This is a genomic window from Stutzerimonas chloritidismutans, from assembly GCF_038562055.1.
Classification (GTDB): Bacteria; Pseudomonadota; Gammaproteobacteria; order Pseudomonadales; family Pseudomonadaceae; genus Stutzerimonas; species Stutzerimonas chloritidismutans_A.
Window position 1 is genome coordinate 110574 of sequence record NZ_JBCFXD010000006.1, and the last position, 15224, is coordinate 125797.

Here is a 15224-nt window from a genome sequence, read left to right on the forward strand (position 1 = left end):
GATCTGATGGCAGGCAAGGGTCAGCTTTCGCCTTTTGGCAGGCTCCAGGTGAAGAGCAGGCGTTGTGCGAGGCCGACGAGCTGAAACAGCACCAGGCTGATGATGACCAGCATCATCAAGGCCGCGAAGGCCTGGGGGACCTGGAACATCGAGGTCGAGAAATTGATGAAGTAGCCCAGGCCCTTGTCCGCCGCGACGAACTCGGCCACCACCGCGCCGATCACCGCCAGGGTGATGGAGATGCGCAGTGCCGAGAACAGGTGAGGAATCGCGTAGGGCAGGCGGATGTTGCGAAACTCCCGTGTCCGCGAGGCGCCCAGCGAGCGCGACAGTTCGATCAGTTCAGGCGGGGTCGCCAGCAGGCCGGTCACCGTCGACACCACGATGGGGAAAAAGGCGATCAGAAACGTGATGAACACGCGCGGCAAATCGCCGGCGCCCATAACCACAACGATGATCGGCGCCACGGCGACGATGGGCGTCGACTGCACGATGACCAGCAGTGGATAGAGCGTGCGCGACAGCAGCCTGGACGATGCCAGCGCGATAGCCAGCGGAATCCCGATCAGAATCGACAGCCCGTAGCCGAGCAGGGTGACCCGCAGCGTCGCGAAGATATGCTCGGCCCAGATCGTAGGGTCGAGTTTCCAGGTGGCGGCAAGAATGGCGCTCGGGGAGGGCAGGACGAATGCCGGCAGGCTCAACAGGCGGCAGGCTGCCTCCCAGAGCAACAACAGGCCGAGCAGGGCCAGTCCAGGGGCGAAACGCTCGCCCAATACACGTTTAGAGACCATGACGGCTGAAGACCTTACGACGGATATGGTTGGCGAGCTCGTTGAAACGGGGCTCCGTGAGCGTGTCCAGCGACCGTGGTCGGGGTATATCGACATCGATGATCTCGGTCACCCGGCCTGGGCACGCCGACATCACCAGAATGCGGTCGGCCAGCAGCAGTGCTTCAGGGATTGAGTGGGTGATGAAGAGCACCGTCTTCGGGCGCTGGGTCCAGATGTTCAGCAGCTCCAGGCTGAGTTCGTCGCGGGTCAGGGCGTCGAGCGCCGAGAAGGGCTCGTCCATCAGCAGGATCTCCGGATCGTGCAACAGCGCGCGGGCGATGCCTGCGCGCTGTTGCATGCCGCCGGACAGCTCATCCGGTCGCTTGCCGCCGAATTCCTGAAGCCCCACCAGCTGGAGCAGCTCTTCACCACGCTCGCGCTCCTGCTGGGTGACTCGGCCGTATTTGTGCTTCATCGGAAAGGTCAGGTTGTCGCGGATCGTCAACCACGGCAGCAGGGTCGGCTTCTGAAACACGATGCCGACCTCGTCGCGCGGTCCGTCCAGGGTCTTGCCGTAAATGCTGACCTGACCGCTGGTGGGCCGAATCAGACCAGCAAGAATGCGCAGCAGCGTGGACTTGCCGCAGCCTGACGGGCCGATCACAGCGATGAACTCATGGCGTTCGATGGAGAAACTGGTGTCGTCGAGGGCCACCACTTCGCTGCCGTCCGACGACGTGAATACCTGCCGGACCTGCTCGAAGGTGATGCTCGGCCGGGCAGCCGAGCGGGTTTCGGTCTGGTTCATGGAGTTACTCGACGAAGCCGTTGGCAATGACCTGTATCGGGTCGAGGCTGTCGCTTGACAGGTTCTGTGCGCGGGCGACCCATTGCCAGGTGGTTTCCAGGCGCTCGGCGTGGAATTGAGCGGTGCCTTCGGCTTCGCTGATCTCGTTTTGCATCAGGGGGACTGACGCGGTGAATTGCTCGACGGCCTGCTGCTCATCGACTTCAGGAACGATTTTCTTCAGCGCTGCCGCCGCCGCAGCGGGGTCGGCAATGGCCATGTCCTGGGCCTGGCGGTAGGCCTTGATGAATTTCTTCGCGACCTCGGGGTGGTCGTTCAAAAAGCGTTCGGACGCGATCAGCGACAGGCCATAACCCTCGAAGCCGTACTCCGACCACGGAATAACCTTGAGTTGCTTGCCAGCTTCCTGCATCGAGCGGGCGAAACCGGGCGCTACAGTCACCCAGTTAATGGTCGCATCGACCTTGCCGGTGGCCAGCATCGGCGCCAGCGCGCCCGGGTCGAGCTTGAGCAGCTCTACGCCGTCGCGCTCGATGCCGTTGGCTTCGAGCACAAGCGGAAACACCACATTGGAGGCGGAGAAGGTCGGGGTCGCGACGGTTTTGCCGGCGATGTCCTTGAACACTTCGATGCCTGAGCCTTCTGCGGTGAAGAAGGCGTCTGGCTGTTTGTTGTAGATCGGTGCCACGGCGACCACCGGCACAGGTCCCTGTGCCCTGGCCTGCAGGACCGAGGCCAGGCCGGCACTGCCGAAGTCAGCGCTGGCAGTCGCCAGTTTGGTGACCACGTCGCTACCGCCACGAGCGCTGGCGATTTCGACATCGATGCCTTGTTCGGCAAACAGCCCCTTGTCGACGCCCAGATAGATTACGGCTTTGTCGCCGGCGGGCAGCCAGTCGTTCAGCCAGCGCACGGTATCGGCTGCCAGCGCGGCTTGCGAGAACAGGACCAGCAACGAACTGGCGATCAGGGTTTTCTTGAACATGGGGCGTCGCTCCTTGATAGGCGTCACGAGAGGGTGTCGATCAGAAAACGGGGTCGGGATGGCGTGAGAAAAACGGCAGCAGGCTGTTGAGCAACCGGTCCGGGGCAGCCAGTTGTGGCGCGTGCCCGCAGTCAAGCGTGACCCGCTCGGCGCCCGGTACAAGCTCCTGCATCCAGCGTTGAACGGCAGGCACCACGGAGCGGTCCGTGCTGCATTCGATGTACAGGCGTGGCACCCGGCCAAAGCGTTCGGCAGTCCAGCGCGCGACAACGGCACGCCCGCCGTCGGGCTGTATTCCCAATCGCTGCGCGGCGGCCAGCGCTTGCGGCAGCTGCACATCATGGAAAAACAGTGCACAGGCGATTTCGGCGGGGACTCGGGTGCCGAGGCCGTCGGCGCTGCGCTCTAGAAAAGGGCCTACGCCGGATACTTCCGGCGCCGTGCTGACCAGCTCTCCGCAGGCTTCCGCAAATGACAGGCCGCTGGGCAACATCATGCCGGCAACATAGGACAGGCCCGCCAGGCGCTCGGCCCGCCGTTCGGCCACGGCCGTCGCGGTCATTCCGCCACCGGAATGTGCCACCACCTGTACGGGGCCCTCCAGTTGGTCTATCAGTGCACACACATGCGACGCGTATAGGTCCAGGCTCACCGCCGCAGCTGGTGTGTCATCGCTGCCGTTACCGGGCAGGTCCACGGCATGGGGCGTGAAGCCGGCAGACCGCAGCCCGTCGAGCAATCCGTCCCAGACCCAGCTGCCGGCCCAGGCGCCGTGAATCAGTACGACATGGCGTTCAGGCATACGTCCTCCGATACATCTCGCGGTAGTGTTCTTCGACCGTGACGCTTGGGTAGCGCGGCGCCTCTGCGGGCGCGAGACAGGTCGGTATGCAGCTGACGAGATGATCGGGGTTGCCGCCGTAGAAGAACGGCACGCTGTAACGCTCGCGACCGGACAGATTGACCACGCGGTGCAGGGTCGAGCGGTAACGGTCGTTGGTCCAGCGGGCGATCATGTCGCCGAGGTTGACTACATAGCTGCCCTCTAGTGGCGGAGCGTCCATCCAGTCCTGAGTGCGGTGATTCCAGACTTGCAGGCCGGGTTTGTCGTCCTGCAGCAACAGTGTCAGGCCGCCGAAGTCGGTGTGCGCGCCGCACCCCTTTTGGCCGGGCGCTGCCTGTGCGGGTTGCGGTGGATAGTGCAGCAGCCGCAGGGTGGCCATGGCGTTTTCACAGAAGCCGGCGAAGTACGCCTCCGGCAGCCCAAGCGATAGCGCCAGCCCTGCCATCAGCTGCTCGGCGAGATCGGTCATGGCGGCGTGATAACGCTCCATGGCAGGGCGGAAATCGGGCAGGGTCGCCGGCCACTGGTTCGGCCCGTGGTTGAAGCGTCCCGCCTGTACACGCGGGTCCTCGGCAGAAAGCTCACGGCCCAGGTAAAAGCCTTCCTTCAAGTCGGCCGGCGCGCCTGGTTCCAGGCGCTGTCCACGCAGCGCTTCATAGCCGCGGTTGGCGGACGAGGCGGCTTTGTCCAACGCCCGTTTGGCGTCGTCAGGCAGGTCGAATAGCTGCCGCGCCTGTTCGAATACAGCCGCTTGCAGCGCAGTGTCGATGCCATGGTGGTGGATGTAGAAAAATCCCCAGTCACGGCAGGCAAGTCCCATCTCCTCGGCAACAACGATGCGTGCCTGTGGGTCATCACCGAGCAGGCCGGTCAGATCAATCAGGGGCAGCTGGCATGCGGGTGTGGGGCCTGGGACGAGAGAATAAGCCATGAAAAGCTCCTGCGTACGTAAGGGCTGGGACCCTTTGCGTTGCAGTATCCGCCGCGTCGGTTGTACTCAAAAGAAGAGAATATCGCGCATGCCGATGCCGTTTCGGCATCAGCGCTCGCTGCCTCTTTATAGGGCTTGGGGCGCTCTAAAACGGGGCTTGTGGTTATCCATGCCGTGCGTGATCTGCAGGTCTGAGGGCAGCTTTTAGCCGAAGCCGTGTGCTCCGAAAGGGCGCACTCAGGCGGGTTTTGAGTGAGGCGAAAAAACTTCGCTCTCATCGGATGGCTGGAGCACTTAGCGTGCAGTTCTGAAGGGTTTGTTCTGAGCTGTTGGGAGTGGCAGGGCAGGGGCGCGCCGGAGGGTTGGGGGGCGTCAGTTCAGTCCGGCATCGGTGCGCTCGCGTTGTTCGCGAAGAGTGATTTCCTCGCAGAGCGCGCGAACGAATGCATCCACCGCCACGGGCAGGTAGCGCGAGCTGCGCACGTACACGCCGAGATCGCTGAGCACCTGGCCATTGTCGTTCAGGGGCAGGTGCACCAGGCTTCCTGCAGACAGCTCCGCCTCGATGCCGATGCGTGTCTGGAAGGCGATGCCGGCGCCACGTTTGGCCATCTGCGCGGCAAGTTCCACCGAGCTGGTTTCCAGTGCCGCTTTCTGCGGCGAACGGGTGCGTGCCAATACCGGGGCGAGCAGGTGGTGAATCGAGAGGTCGCTTTTGGCCAGAATCAGGCGATGCTCAGCACAGGTCGAGAAGCTCACCTCGCGCCGGTCGGCCAGCGGATGGCCCGCAGGAACGATGGCGCCAAGGCGAAAATGACCGACGCCCAGCTGTTGCAGATCGGCAGTCCGCCGCAGCGCGAAGGCTATGCCGATGTCGGCCTGGCCACTGACGACTGCGTCGGGAATGGCTTGCGATCCCAGGCTGGTCACTCCGACGGTGATGTGCGGATAGCGTGCTGTCATGCTTTCCAGCACCGAGGGCAACAAGTCGACGGTGACTCCTGAGACAGTGGCGATCTCCACATGGCCGGTGCGCAGGCCTTGCAGCGCGTCGAGTTCCGAGCTCGCGCGCGCCGCGTCTTGTAATACCACGAGGACGTGACGCGCGAAGACTTCGCCGGCCGCGGTCAGGCGCAGGCCCGCTGGAAGGCGCTCGAACAGCGGCGAGCCGATTTCACCTTCCAGCTTGAGGATCTGCCGGTTCACGGCGGAGGAGGCTACGTTGAGCCGCCGCGCCGCTTCGCGGATCGACTGGCAACGCCGCACCATGTCGAAGTAATGGATGGCGGGAGAATGAATGCGCAGGCGTCGGGACATGCAGGATGACGGCTCGGGAACAAACGGTGAGTGGTGCGGCGATCAGCGTGGCGGAGTCAGGCCACACCCTTTGAGAATCACCTGGATGAGCGTCTCGGTGCCGCGCTCGAAATCATCCTTGGTGACGCGGCGTTGACCGGTGATGCGTCGGATCTGATCGGAGAAGTCCGCGTAATGCTGGGTGCTGCTCCAGATCAGAAAGATCAGGTGCATAGGGTCGATCGGGTCCATCTTGCCGGCATCGCTCCAGGCTTGCAGCACCGCTGCGCGACCGCGAAACCACTCGCGATAGTCTTCGTCGAAATGCGCGGAAAGGCATTCGCAACCGCTGATGACCTCCATTGCGAAGATCTTCGAGGCCTGTGGCTGTTTGCGGGAAAACGCCATCTTGGTGCGGATGTAATCAGCCAGCGCAACGGCCGGATCATCCTCGACGGTGAGGTGATCGAAAGCGCTGTCCCAGAGTTCGAGGATATGCCGCATCACTTCGACGTAAAGGCCGAGCTTGTTGGTGAAGTAGTAGTGCAGGTTGGCCTTCGGCAGGCCTGCTCGAAGGGCTATCGCGTTCATGCTGGTGCCCTTGTAGCCGTGGTGGGCGAACTCTTCCGCCGCGGCTGACAGGATCAGCTCTTCGTTCTTCTGGCGAATCCGCCCGGTGCGTTTGCCGTCGGTTGGCGTCGGGGGGAGCAAGGCGTCGAAAGTAGTCATAAGGTCCTTTCCCTGTATGGGCGGCATCAGGCCCGATGCGCTATCGAATGCTAGCCTACTCGGGCTACGGAGACGGTGGCTACAGACCTTCGGACGGGTCGTGCACCTACGCCGAACTGACGCGGGGTCGAGACAGCACAACGGCGGCACCGTTTGGGCGCCGCCGCTCGTGAACAAGACCGTTCAAGGCGGCATACCGCCCGTAGAACGAGCGGCTGTGCATATTAGAAATGCACCTTCACGATGGCATTCCAGGCGCTCTGGTCGGTCGGGCCAACAAAGTTTTCGCTAACGAAGCCGCCGTCTTTGATGCCGTACTTGTTCGACCAGTAGTCATATTCGATACCGACATAGAGCTGACCGGCTTTTTGATACACGGCCTTGCCGAGGTCGTATTTAACCTGAGGGTTGATGTGCAGGTTCTTCGATTGGAAGTCGTCCGAGCCTTCATTCCCGGCATCATTCACGACCCAGTCGATAAAGCCGTCGAACAGAATGTCCGAGCTGCCGACAGGAATGGTGATGGCCCAAGTCGGGGTGATCTGCCACTGGCCTGATGCTTTGTTACGGATGCCATCGGGCTTGCGGTAGTAGGTGTTTATGGCCAGGCGGTCGAAGCCTGGGACCGCCAGGTCGACGGCCGGCCCGAGCAGGTAGTTCTGCACTTCGTCCTCGCCGCGCTCGTAGGTGAAAGCGATCAGTACATCCTTGATCGGGCCGTAGGAGAAATCCATTCCGGTGGTCTTGCCGAGCGAAAGGCGCGGGCTGAACTCGCCGTAGTAGGTCCGTGCGGCGTCGCTGTCGTCCGTACTTTCATTCCACTTGTAGTCGACGAACATGAACACGTCGCCGTAGGTCCAGCCGCTGGCATGTTCGAAGGTCAGGGTGTGCTGGGTATCCGGGTCGACCTTGAAGTCGTTCCCATACAGATACGTCAGGCTGTTGTTCTGCCAGAGCATCGGTGCGGCGATTGCCTGGCCAGCGAGCATCATGCTGCTGGCGAGTGCGGCAGTGGTCAGTATGGATTTCATGTAGCGCTCCTGTTGCGTTATGTGTGCTTTTTTCTTGGCCGAACGGTCAGATGAATCTGACGAAGCAAGTCTTGAGCCAAGTGCTCTCGAGCTGCCTTATGTTCGAATTATTCTTTATTTATCAGTCAGATAAGGCGTCCGGCCGGCTATGGCACCGGGCTTGTTCGGCGCCAGCGCAGGTTCTTGCCCCAGAAAGAACCTGACCAAGCGGACAATGCTTCATCTCGATGCAGCAATGAGCCATTTGCTCTCGCCCAGAAGCCGCACTCATTCATTAAGCGGCCGCAGTGTTGATGCAGGTCGCCGATTCATGGATGACGCATGGGCGCGTTGCCTTGCTGGACAGAAAAAAGCCCCGTGGGTACGGGGCTTAGCGCGTTCAGTTGGGTTTTATCAGATCACTTCGCCCCAGAGGTCGTATTCATCGGCACTGGTGACCCGAACACGGACCCTTTCACCAGCCTGCAGTGGGCGCTCGCTGTCGACATAGACCATGCCGTCGATTTCAGGGGCATCAGCCCATGAGCGACCGATGGCGCCGTCTTCGTCGACTTCGTCAATGAGCACGTCAAGTTCCTGGCCAATCTTGCGTTCCAGGCGCGCCGCACTGATGGCTTGCTGATGGGCCATGAAACGGTCCCAGCGGTCTTGTTTTACGTCGTCCGGTACAGGCTCGAGGGCCATGGCTTCGGCGGGCGCGCCCTCGACGGGCGAATACTGGAAGCAGCCCACGCGGTCGAGCTGGGCTTCGGTCAGCCAGTTGAGCAGGTACTGAAAGTCTTCCTCGGTCTCGCCGGGAAAGCCCACGATGAAGGTGGAGCGGATGGTCAGCTCCGGGCAGATCTCGCGCCACTTCTTGATGCGCGCCAGGGTCTTGTCTTCGAAGGCTGGACGCTTCATGGCCTTGAGCACTTTCGGGCTGGCGTGCTGGAAGGGGATGTCCAGGTACGGCAAGAGCTTGCCGGCAGCCATCAGCGGGATCACGTCATCGACGTTCGGGTAGGGATACACGTAGTGCAGTCGCACCCACACGCCCATGCTCGACAATGCCTGGCACAGCTCCAGCATCCGGGTCTTGACCGGCTGGCCGTTCCAGAAATCGGTCTTGTACTTGACGTCGACGCCGTAGGCGCTGGTGTCCTGAGAAATCACCAGGATCTCCTTTACACCGGCCTTGACCAGACGCTCGGCTTCACTGAGCACATCGCCTACCGGACGGCTGACCAGCTTGCCGCGCATGGACGGAATGATGCAGAAACTGCAGGTATGGTTGCAGCCTTCGGAAATCTTCAGATAGGCGTAATGACGCGGGGTCAGCTTGATGCCCTGCGGCGGGACCAGATCGACGAAGGGGTCGTGATCGATGTTCGGTGGCACCACCTGGTGTACGGCGTTGACCACCTGCTCGTACTGCTGCGGGCCGGTCACGGCCAGGACGCTGGGGTGCACGCTGCGGATATTGTCTTCGGCGACGCCCATGCAGCCGGTGACAATCACTTTGCCGTTCTCGGCGATGGCTTCACCGATGGCGTCCAGCGATTCGGCCTTGGCGCTGTCGATGAAGCCGCAGGTGTTGACCACCACCACATCGGCATCCTCGTAGGACGGTACGATCTGGTAGCCCTCCATGCGCAGCTGGGTCAGGATGCGTTCAGAGTCGACCGTGGCCTTGGGGCAACCCAGGCTGACGAACCCGACTGTTGGCGTTTTGCTCATCGACTTTGAACCTCGAAAACCGCGCAAGAAAAAGGCGCGCGAGTATACAGAACTGGGTATTTTTTAGCCATGTCTGCCGTCGCCCCGGTCAAGGCAGAATCATGTCAGCACCCACGCCGCGGGGTTTACAGCGCTCAAGCGTCCGTCTTGGAATTGTCCTGCAAGTACTGATCGGGTTCAGCGATTTCCGAGCGATTGCGCCCGTGTTGCTTGGCCCGGTAGAGCGCGGCATCTGCGAGTTTCAAGACGCGCTCGATGTCGCTGGCGTGCATGGGCCAGACTGCAATTCCCAGCGAAACGGTGATGTGACCAACCACCGGGATCTGCTCCAGCTCGACGCACATACGCAGGCGTTCGGCTACCAGCAACGCCGAATCGAGCGTGGTATTAGGCAATAGCATCAAGAACTCCTCGCCGCCGCTGCGACAGAGAATGTCGGCGTCCCGCGAGCAGGTCTTCATCAGTCCAGCCATCTGTTGGATGACGGTATCGCCTACATCATGACCATGGGTGTCGTTGATGCGTTTGAAATGGTCGATGTCTAGTGCAATGACTGCAAAGGACTGACCTTCGCTGCGGAGCAACTCTAGCGCGAAGGTAAGGCCCCGACGATTGTGCAGCCCAGTCAGCGGATCGGTCTGAGCATCCAGATTGAGCTTGCCGATGCGCTGATGCAGCAGGCTGATACCCAATTGCATGGCGCGCTTGAGCTGGGCCGCTTCGAAATACCACGAGCGGATACGCTGGATGCGCTCAGCGGTGTTGGGGGCGTCCATTTGGCTGGCGCGCTGGGCCAGTTGCGACAGCGGTCGAGTAATCAGCGTCGCCAGGCCCCAGATGCACAGTAACGTCAGCAGGGCCAGCGGCGCGGTCTGGCGGGCAACCTTGAACATCAGGTCATCGAGCGGTTGCAAGGTAATAGCTGTTGGCCGCTGAGCCACGATGCCCCAGCCGGCGGCCGGTGAGGCCGCATAGCCTGCCAGCATGTCTACGCCTTGGCTGTTTACTACCCGAAGGCTTCCCGACTCCCCTTGCAGCGCCCTGTCGATCACTGCGTTCTCGCTCACTACCGTACCCAGCCGTTTCGGCTCAGGGTGATAGAGCAACCTTCGCGTCTGGTCGACGGCATAGAGGTAGGAGCCGTCCTGATAGAAGTGTTGACCCAACATGCTATGCAGGATGTTGCGCTCGCGCAGATAGATCACCCCACCGATATAGCCGAGGTAGGTCCCATCATCGGCCACGATGGGATGGGAAATCAGGACGACCAAGGTACCCAGAGCCGATATATAGGGGCTGCTGATCAGGGGCTTGCGTTCAGCGAGCGCTTGGCTTGCGCCCGGCGAGCTCAGCTTCTGGCCAACCAGTAGTCCGGTATTCGGGGCGGTTGCGAGAACCTTACCTTCGGCGCTGGTGATGACCACCGCATTGAAACTGTCGGTCTGTTCCCGAAGCCGCCTGGCTTCAGCGTCCCATTGGTTAACGTCCGGGAACCGCGCGGCTATGAGCTCGGCGCTCACAGCCAGTTGTTGTTGGGCGCTACGAAAGAACTCTTCGGCTCCGTCTGCCAACTTCGCTGCATACGCTTGGTTGGCGGCGAGTGTGCTGCCGATCAGCGAGTCGCGCTGGACCTTGTAGCTGGCGTAGAAGCCAATGCCAAGCGTGATCAAGCCACTTAGCATTGCCAACAGGATGATCAGTCGGCGCAAGTCCAAGCGAGGTAGGCGAGCGGTTTGCATAGTTCCAGCTGTAGTCAATCTCGGCGGGATGTTAGGGCGTTTGTTGCCTTGCCTCCAGCAATGACGGCAAACAATCGACAACAGGTCTGGCAGGTTCTGGCGCTGGGCGTGCAGCTCGCGAGACCCTAACACGGTCATCAGGCAGGCAAGCAAGATTATTGATCGCTTCCCCTGTCATACCTTGTATGAAACATGAACAACCGGGCCCGGAAGGTGACCAATGTGCACTGGCGAGTGATCTGGTCCGGGGTGCCTTTGCTACCATGCGCGCACTGATCGAAACGGAAAGCTGCTGTGATCGACAACTCTACCTACTCGCCAACCGCGCCAGCTCATGTTCCGACTGGCGTGCCAGGGTTGGACGCGGTCCTCAAGGGCGGTCTGCTGCCCCGAGCGGTATACATCGTCCAGGGTGGGCCGGGTGAGGGGAAAACCATTCTGGCCAACCAGATCTGTTACAGCTGGGCAGCCCGTGGCGAGCGTTCCCTGTATGTGACCTTGCTAGCCGAAACCCATCACCGTCTGCTTCGCCATCTGCAGAACATGGCGTTCATGGACAACCAATACGCCGGCACTTCGGTGGTCTATGAAAGTGCGTTCGACATTCTCCGTACCGACGGGCTGGACGGCATCCTGCGTTACCTCACGCGCAATGGAAAGCGTCAACAGGCCTCGTTGATCGTGATCGACGGGCTGTTCGCGCTGGAAGAAAACGCCGCCTCGGAGCGTGCCTTCCGCGAGTTCATCAATGACCTGTCGATTTACGCTGACGTAGTTGGCTGCACCATCCTGTTGCTGACCAACAGCAAACGCGACTCTGGCAGCCCTGAGTTCACGATGGTTGATGGTTGGTTGCACCTGGGCAGTGACGAGGATCAGTTCCGGACCTACCGGTATTTGCAGGTACGCAAGTTCCGCGGCAGCGACTTTATTTCCGGTCGACACATGAGTTCGATCACCAGCGACGGTTTCCGTGTGTTCCCACGGCTCGAGGCAGTTACCGGCGAATTGGAATCGGCACCCATGCGCGATGAGCGTCTGAGCACCGGTGTTGTTGGGCTCGACGACATCATTCAGGGCGGTATTCCTTTTTCCTCGACGACCTTGCTGGTAGGCCCAACAGGGGTGGGCAAGACCACCTTGGGACTTAGCTTTATCTGCGACAGCAGTGAAGCCGAGCCCGGTCTGATTTTTGGCTTTTACGAAGATTCACACAGGCTGCGACGTCGAGCGAAAGCACTCGGACTCGAGTTGGAAGCCATGATCGACAGCGGCGTTGTGGAGGTGGTTCATCACACGCCAACCGAGCTGCTGCAGGATCAGCTCGCCGAGGAAATTATCGAGGAAGTTCGCCGGCGAGGCGTGAAACGGCTGTTCATCGACGGCATCGACGCGTTCAAACAGGCGGCGGTCAACGAGCAGCGGCTGGGGCGTTTTGTCAGCACCCTGACGGCCATTCTCCGTTGCGAGGGTGTTACGACTGTATTTACCGCGGAGTTGGCAGAGATCGTCGGGGGGGAGAATGGACTGCAGTTCGCTGCAGTCTCCGCGATCGCCGAGAACATCATTCTGCTGAGGTATGCGGAACTCGAGTCGCGGCTCTATCGAACGCTGGCGATCCTGAAGATGCGCGAAAGCGGCTTCGACCCCTATGTGTACGCGTTCTATCTGGGCGAGGGCGGATTCAAGCTCGGAGGGAGGATGGAGCGTACTGAGGGGGTCGTGACGGGGCAGCCCCACCGTCAAACCTTGACGGGAGGGCGGGATGTGTGACGAGCAGCCCCAAGGTCTCCAACCGCTCGTGTTGCTGGTCGAGGATGAGCTCGGCCTCAGCAAGCTGATGGTGATGATCTTAGAGGACGAGGGTTACCGAGTCGTCGAAGCGGCAAACGGTGCGCAGGGCTTGGTCAAGCTCGAGCAGGAAAAGCCCGCGCTGATCATCACCGACTACATGATGCCAGAGCTCAATGGCTTCGAGATGGTGCGCGCGATACGCAAGAACCCGGCGTACGACGACGTGCCCATTCTGCTGATGAGTGCTGCGTTGCCCCAGCAGCTTCCAATCGACGGTCTGGTCGATCATTTTCTGCCGAAGGGCACCGGCTTGGAGGCACTGGTGGCCACCATTCGCCGTCTCCTCGAGGACGACGGCTCATCCTCGAAGGCGACTCGCTAGGCCGATAAGAGTGTCGCACTCAGGGTGCCGGGCTCAGGCCCGTACCGCTGATACCTTGCCGACTGCCCGGCAGGAAGCGCTTGAGGCGCAACGCTGGCGACTCAATCAGATACCAGGACACTGCAGCGATGGCGATGCTCGCTACCAGACTGATCACCATGAATGCAGGCAACGACAGGTGCGGACCCAACCAATGCATGAGCAGCTGCTGTACTGGAAAACTGAAAATATAGATGCCGTACGAGAAGTCACCGTATCGGCCGAAGCGTGAGAGCCGCGGAATTTTCAGATGCGCCAGATAGATGGTCAGGTAGGGCAATGTCAGGACATGAACGAAGAACCACGATTCGGTCCTGGCACTGAGCAGCGACAGCGAAAGCAGCACAAGCGCGACTTTCCAGTTCCACCGCAGCAGATTGCGATAGAGGTATAGCGCTGCGCCAAGAAAGAAAAACATTCCCAGGCGGGTTACCTTGCGCAGGATATCGCTCTCCAGCCCCAGCTTCGGTACCAGGAAAAAGTGGACAAACATAAGCACGATCGGCACTGCGACAACCGCCACGCGTCCAAACAGCCTGAGCAGCCCTAGCATCAACAGCACCGTGTACATCAGTACTTCGTAAGGCAGCGTCCATACCGATCCGTTGACGGTCTCCGGGAATGGATTTTCAGTAAAGACGCCGGGCAGGTGGAACTGCGTGAACAGCGCCGCATTGGATAGATAGCGGACGGTCTGGGTGTTGAGCAGATACTCCCCGAGCGAAAGCTCGGTGGCCAGTGGGCCGACGACGAAGGCCGTGAACAGCGTCGATACCGCCAGCGCGGGAAATATCCGCAGTGCTCGTTTGCCGGCGAAGTCCAGACCGCTTCGGCTGTGAATCCAGGAGGCGGCGATCAGAAAACCGCTCATGACGAAGAACAGGTTCACCGCAATGTCGGCGGTGTCCATGGAGCCGGTAAACAGCCGCACCGGTTCGACAGCGCCCAGTCCAGAGAGCCAATAGCAATGACCCAGCACCACTGCGGATGCAGCGAAAAAGCGTAGAAAGTCGAAGTTGTTTTCGTCGCGTTGCATTGAGGCGATGTCCATGCACGGCTCCTGATGTTTCTGAAACGCCCGAGGTGGCCAGGTCAACGCAAGGGGAATGTCTTGCTCATTCCTAAGGCACCGGATTCGCCGTCGTGAATGGCTTGCTCAATGAGCGCCAGACGCTTGCGGCTGTTGCGCAGCCGAGCGACGAGGCGCAACAGGGTGAGAAACATCGCTCGGTTGATGCGATGGAGACGGGGGGAAGCAGCCCAGACGTTCTTGTCGAACCAGGCCTGATTGCGTGCGGTGTAATAGGCGCGGAAGTCAGAGTCGCCGAGCAGGAAGGTTTCATAGATGTTTCGAGTGCGCTGTTTTGTGTTCCAGGACTGCTCCAGCTCCTCGATCACGGCTTCGGTAAAGAGAAACAGCCGCCCACCGCTGGCCGTGATGCGCCGGGTGTATTCGGTGTCGTCAACGTAAAGGACGAGCTCCCTGAGCGGCAGACCTATCCGCTCATACAGGCTGCGGTGCGCGAGCATGCCGCCGTAGGGCGCGAAGGGCAGGCTGATGCTTGTCGGTAGCGGGCCGGCTCGCTTGCCCCAAGGCAGTCGCCTCCAGATTTTGTAAGGCAATTGGGCGATGTGAAACCCGAAATAGCTGGAGCGCGGTTGCCGGATGTATCGGGCAGGTATGCCCTGCGCAATGTCGGCCTGTTGGGTCTCACGGTAGCCCAGGACTGCGACTCGATCCGAGCCGAGCAGGCCAGTCAGACGCGTGAGCTCACGGTGCAAGATCGATACTGCGGCGGCGGTGGGCAGGTTGTCGTCGTCCATCATCCAGATGAAATCAGCATCGGACGCCAGGGCGGCCTCAAGCCCCACGGCGTAGCCATTGGCGGACCCTGTGTTTTCGGCCAGTTCAATCACACGGACCTGATCTGGCCAGCGCTGTACCAACTGATCCAGAGACGCCAGCGATGCGTTGCTTACCACCACCACGTTGCTGACTGCGGGAAAACTCAGGGCGCGCTCAATCGATTGCTGCACAAACGGCAGCCGGTCTCCGTAGGTCACGGTGACCACTGTGGTTTTCGAAGTCATGGTTGTCTCGGCGTAGAAACGTGAGCGGCCCGCTACCCTGGGGCGTGACGCTCCCGGCAAGGC

14 protein-coding genes are annotated in these 15224 nt (G+C 60.8%); 2 read left to right on the forward strand and 12 right to left on the reverse strand.

Annotated features, from left to right (window positions below):
• Positions 1 to 20 precede the first annotated feature (20 nt).
• The 10 genes from AAGW23_RS11325 to AAGW23_RS11370 form a co-directional block, all read right to left on the reverse strand.
• A complete protein-coding gene (locus tag AAGW23_RS11325; protein WP_342406591.1) occupies positions 21 to 794 on the reverse strand; it encodes an ABC transporter permease in 774 nt (257 codons plus the stop codon).
• Positions 784 to 1584: an ABC transporter ATP-binding protein gene (locus AAGW23_RS11330; RefSeq protein WP_342406592.1), complete on the reverse strand. Its 801-nt coding sequence runs from the start codon at positions 1582 to 1584 to the stop codon at positions 784 to 786. Before AAGW23_RS11330 ends, AAGW23_RS11325 begins: the two co-directional genes overlap by 11 nt.
• Positions 1585 to 1588: 4 nt before the next feature.
• Entirely contained in the window at positions 1589 to 2569 is a 981-nt protein-coding gene (locus AAGW23_RS11335) for an ABC transporter substrate-binding protein (protein WP_342406593.1), read from the reverse strand.
• Positions 2570 to 2609: 40 nt separating this feature from the next.
• Positions 2610 to 3371 (reverse strand): alpha/beta hydrolase, encoded by a 762-nt coding sequence (locus AAGW23_RS11340; RefSeq protein WP_342406594.1) that lies wholly within the window; start codon positions 3369 to 3371, stop codon positions 2610 to 2612.
• Positions 3364 to 4344 carry an isopenicillin N synthase family dioxygenase gene (locus tag AAGW23_RS11345; RefSeq protein WP_342406595.1) on the reverse strand — a complete coding sequence of 327 codons (981 nt, stop codon included), beginning with the start codon at positions 4342 to 4344 and terminating at the stop codon, positions 3364 to 3366. The genes AAGW23_RS11340 and AAGW23_RS11345 overlap by 8 nt, the downstream gene beginning before the upstream one ends.
• A 372-nt stretch (positions 4345 to 4716) precedes the next feature.
• Positions 4717 to 5661, reverse strand: coding sequence for a LysR family transcriptional regulator (locus AAGW23_RS11350; RefSeq protein ID WP_342406596.1), 945 nt, complete (start codon positions 5659 to 5661; stop codon positions 4717 to 4719).
• Between the two features lie 42 nt (positions 5662 to 5703).
• Positions 5704 to 6369: a TetR/AcrR family transcriptional regulator gene (locus AAGW23_RS11355; protein ID WP_342406597.1), complete on the reverse strand. Its 666-nt coding sequence runs from the start codon at positions 6367 to 6369 to the stop codon at positions 5704 to 5706.
• Between the two features lie 224 nt (positions 6370 to 6593).
• Positions 6594 to 7400 (reverse strand): outer membrane protein OmpK, encoded by an 807-nt coding sequence (locus AAGW23_RS11360; protein ID WP_342406598.1) that lies wholly within the window; start codon positions 7398 to 7400, stop codon positions 6594 to 6596.
• 393 nt (positions 7401 to 7793) lie between these two features.
• Positions 7794 to 9116 carry a 30S ribosomal protein S12 methylthiotransferase RimO gene (gene rimO / locus AAGW23_RS11365; RefSeq protein WP_342406599.1) on the reverse strand — a complete coding sequence of 441 codons (1323 nt, stop codon included), beginning with the start codon at positions 9114 to 9116 and terminating at the stop codon, positions 7794 to 7796.
• A gap of 134 nt (positions 9117 to 9250) precedes the next feature.
• Positions 9251 to 10855 carry a sensor domain-containing diguanylate cyclase gene (locus tag AAGW23_RS11370; RefSeq protein ID WP_342406600.1) on the reverse strand — a complete coding sequence of 535 codons (1605 nt, stop codon included), beginning with the start codon at positions 10853 to 10855 and terminating at the stop codon, positions 9251 to 9253.
• A gap of 294 nt (positions 10856 to 11149) precedes the next feature.
• Between AAGW23_RS11370 and AAGW23_RS11375 the strand changes: the two genes are divergently transcribed.
• On the forward strand, positions 11150 to 12628 hold the full coding sequence (locus AAGW23_RS11375; RefSeq protein ID WP_342406601.1) for an ATPase domain-containing protein: 1479 nt from the start codon (positions 11150 to 11152) through the stop codon (positions 12626 to 12628).
• Positions 12621 to 13031 carry a response regulator gene (locus AAGW23_RS11380; protein WP_342406602.1) on the forward strand — a complete coding sequence of 137 codons (411 nt, stop codon included), beginning with the start codon at positions 12621 to 12623 and terminating at the stop codon, positions 13029 to 13031. The genes AAGW23_RS11375 and AAGW23_RS11380 overlap by 8 nt, the downstream gene beginning before the upstream one ends.
• 19 nt (positions 13032 to 13050) lie before the next feature.
• On the opposite strand, the gene AAGW23_RS11385 is transcribed toward AAGW23_RS11380, so the two are convergent.
• Both AAGW23_RS11385 and AAGW23_RS11390 read right to left on the reverse strand, forming a co-directional pair.
• Positions 13051 to 14121 carry an acyltransferase gene (locus AAGW23_RS11385; protein WP_342406603.1) on the reverse strand — a complete coding sequence of 357 codons (1071 nt, stop codon included), beginning with the start codon at positions 14119 to 14121 and terminating at the stop codon, positions 13051 to 13053.
• 41 nt (positions 14122 to 14162) lie between these two features.
• Positions 14163 to 15161 carry a glycosyltransferase gene (locus AAGW23_RS11390; RefSeq protein ID WP_342406604.1) on the reverse strand — a complete coding sequence of 333 codons (999 nt, stop codon included), beginning with the start codon at positions 15159 to 15161 and terminating at the stop codon, positions 14163 to 14165.
• Positions 15162 to 15224: the final 63 nt, after the last annotated feature.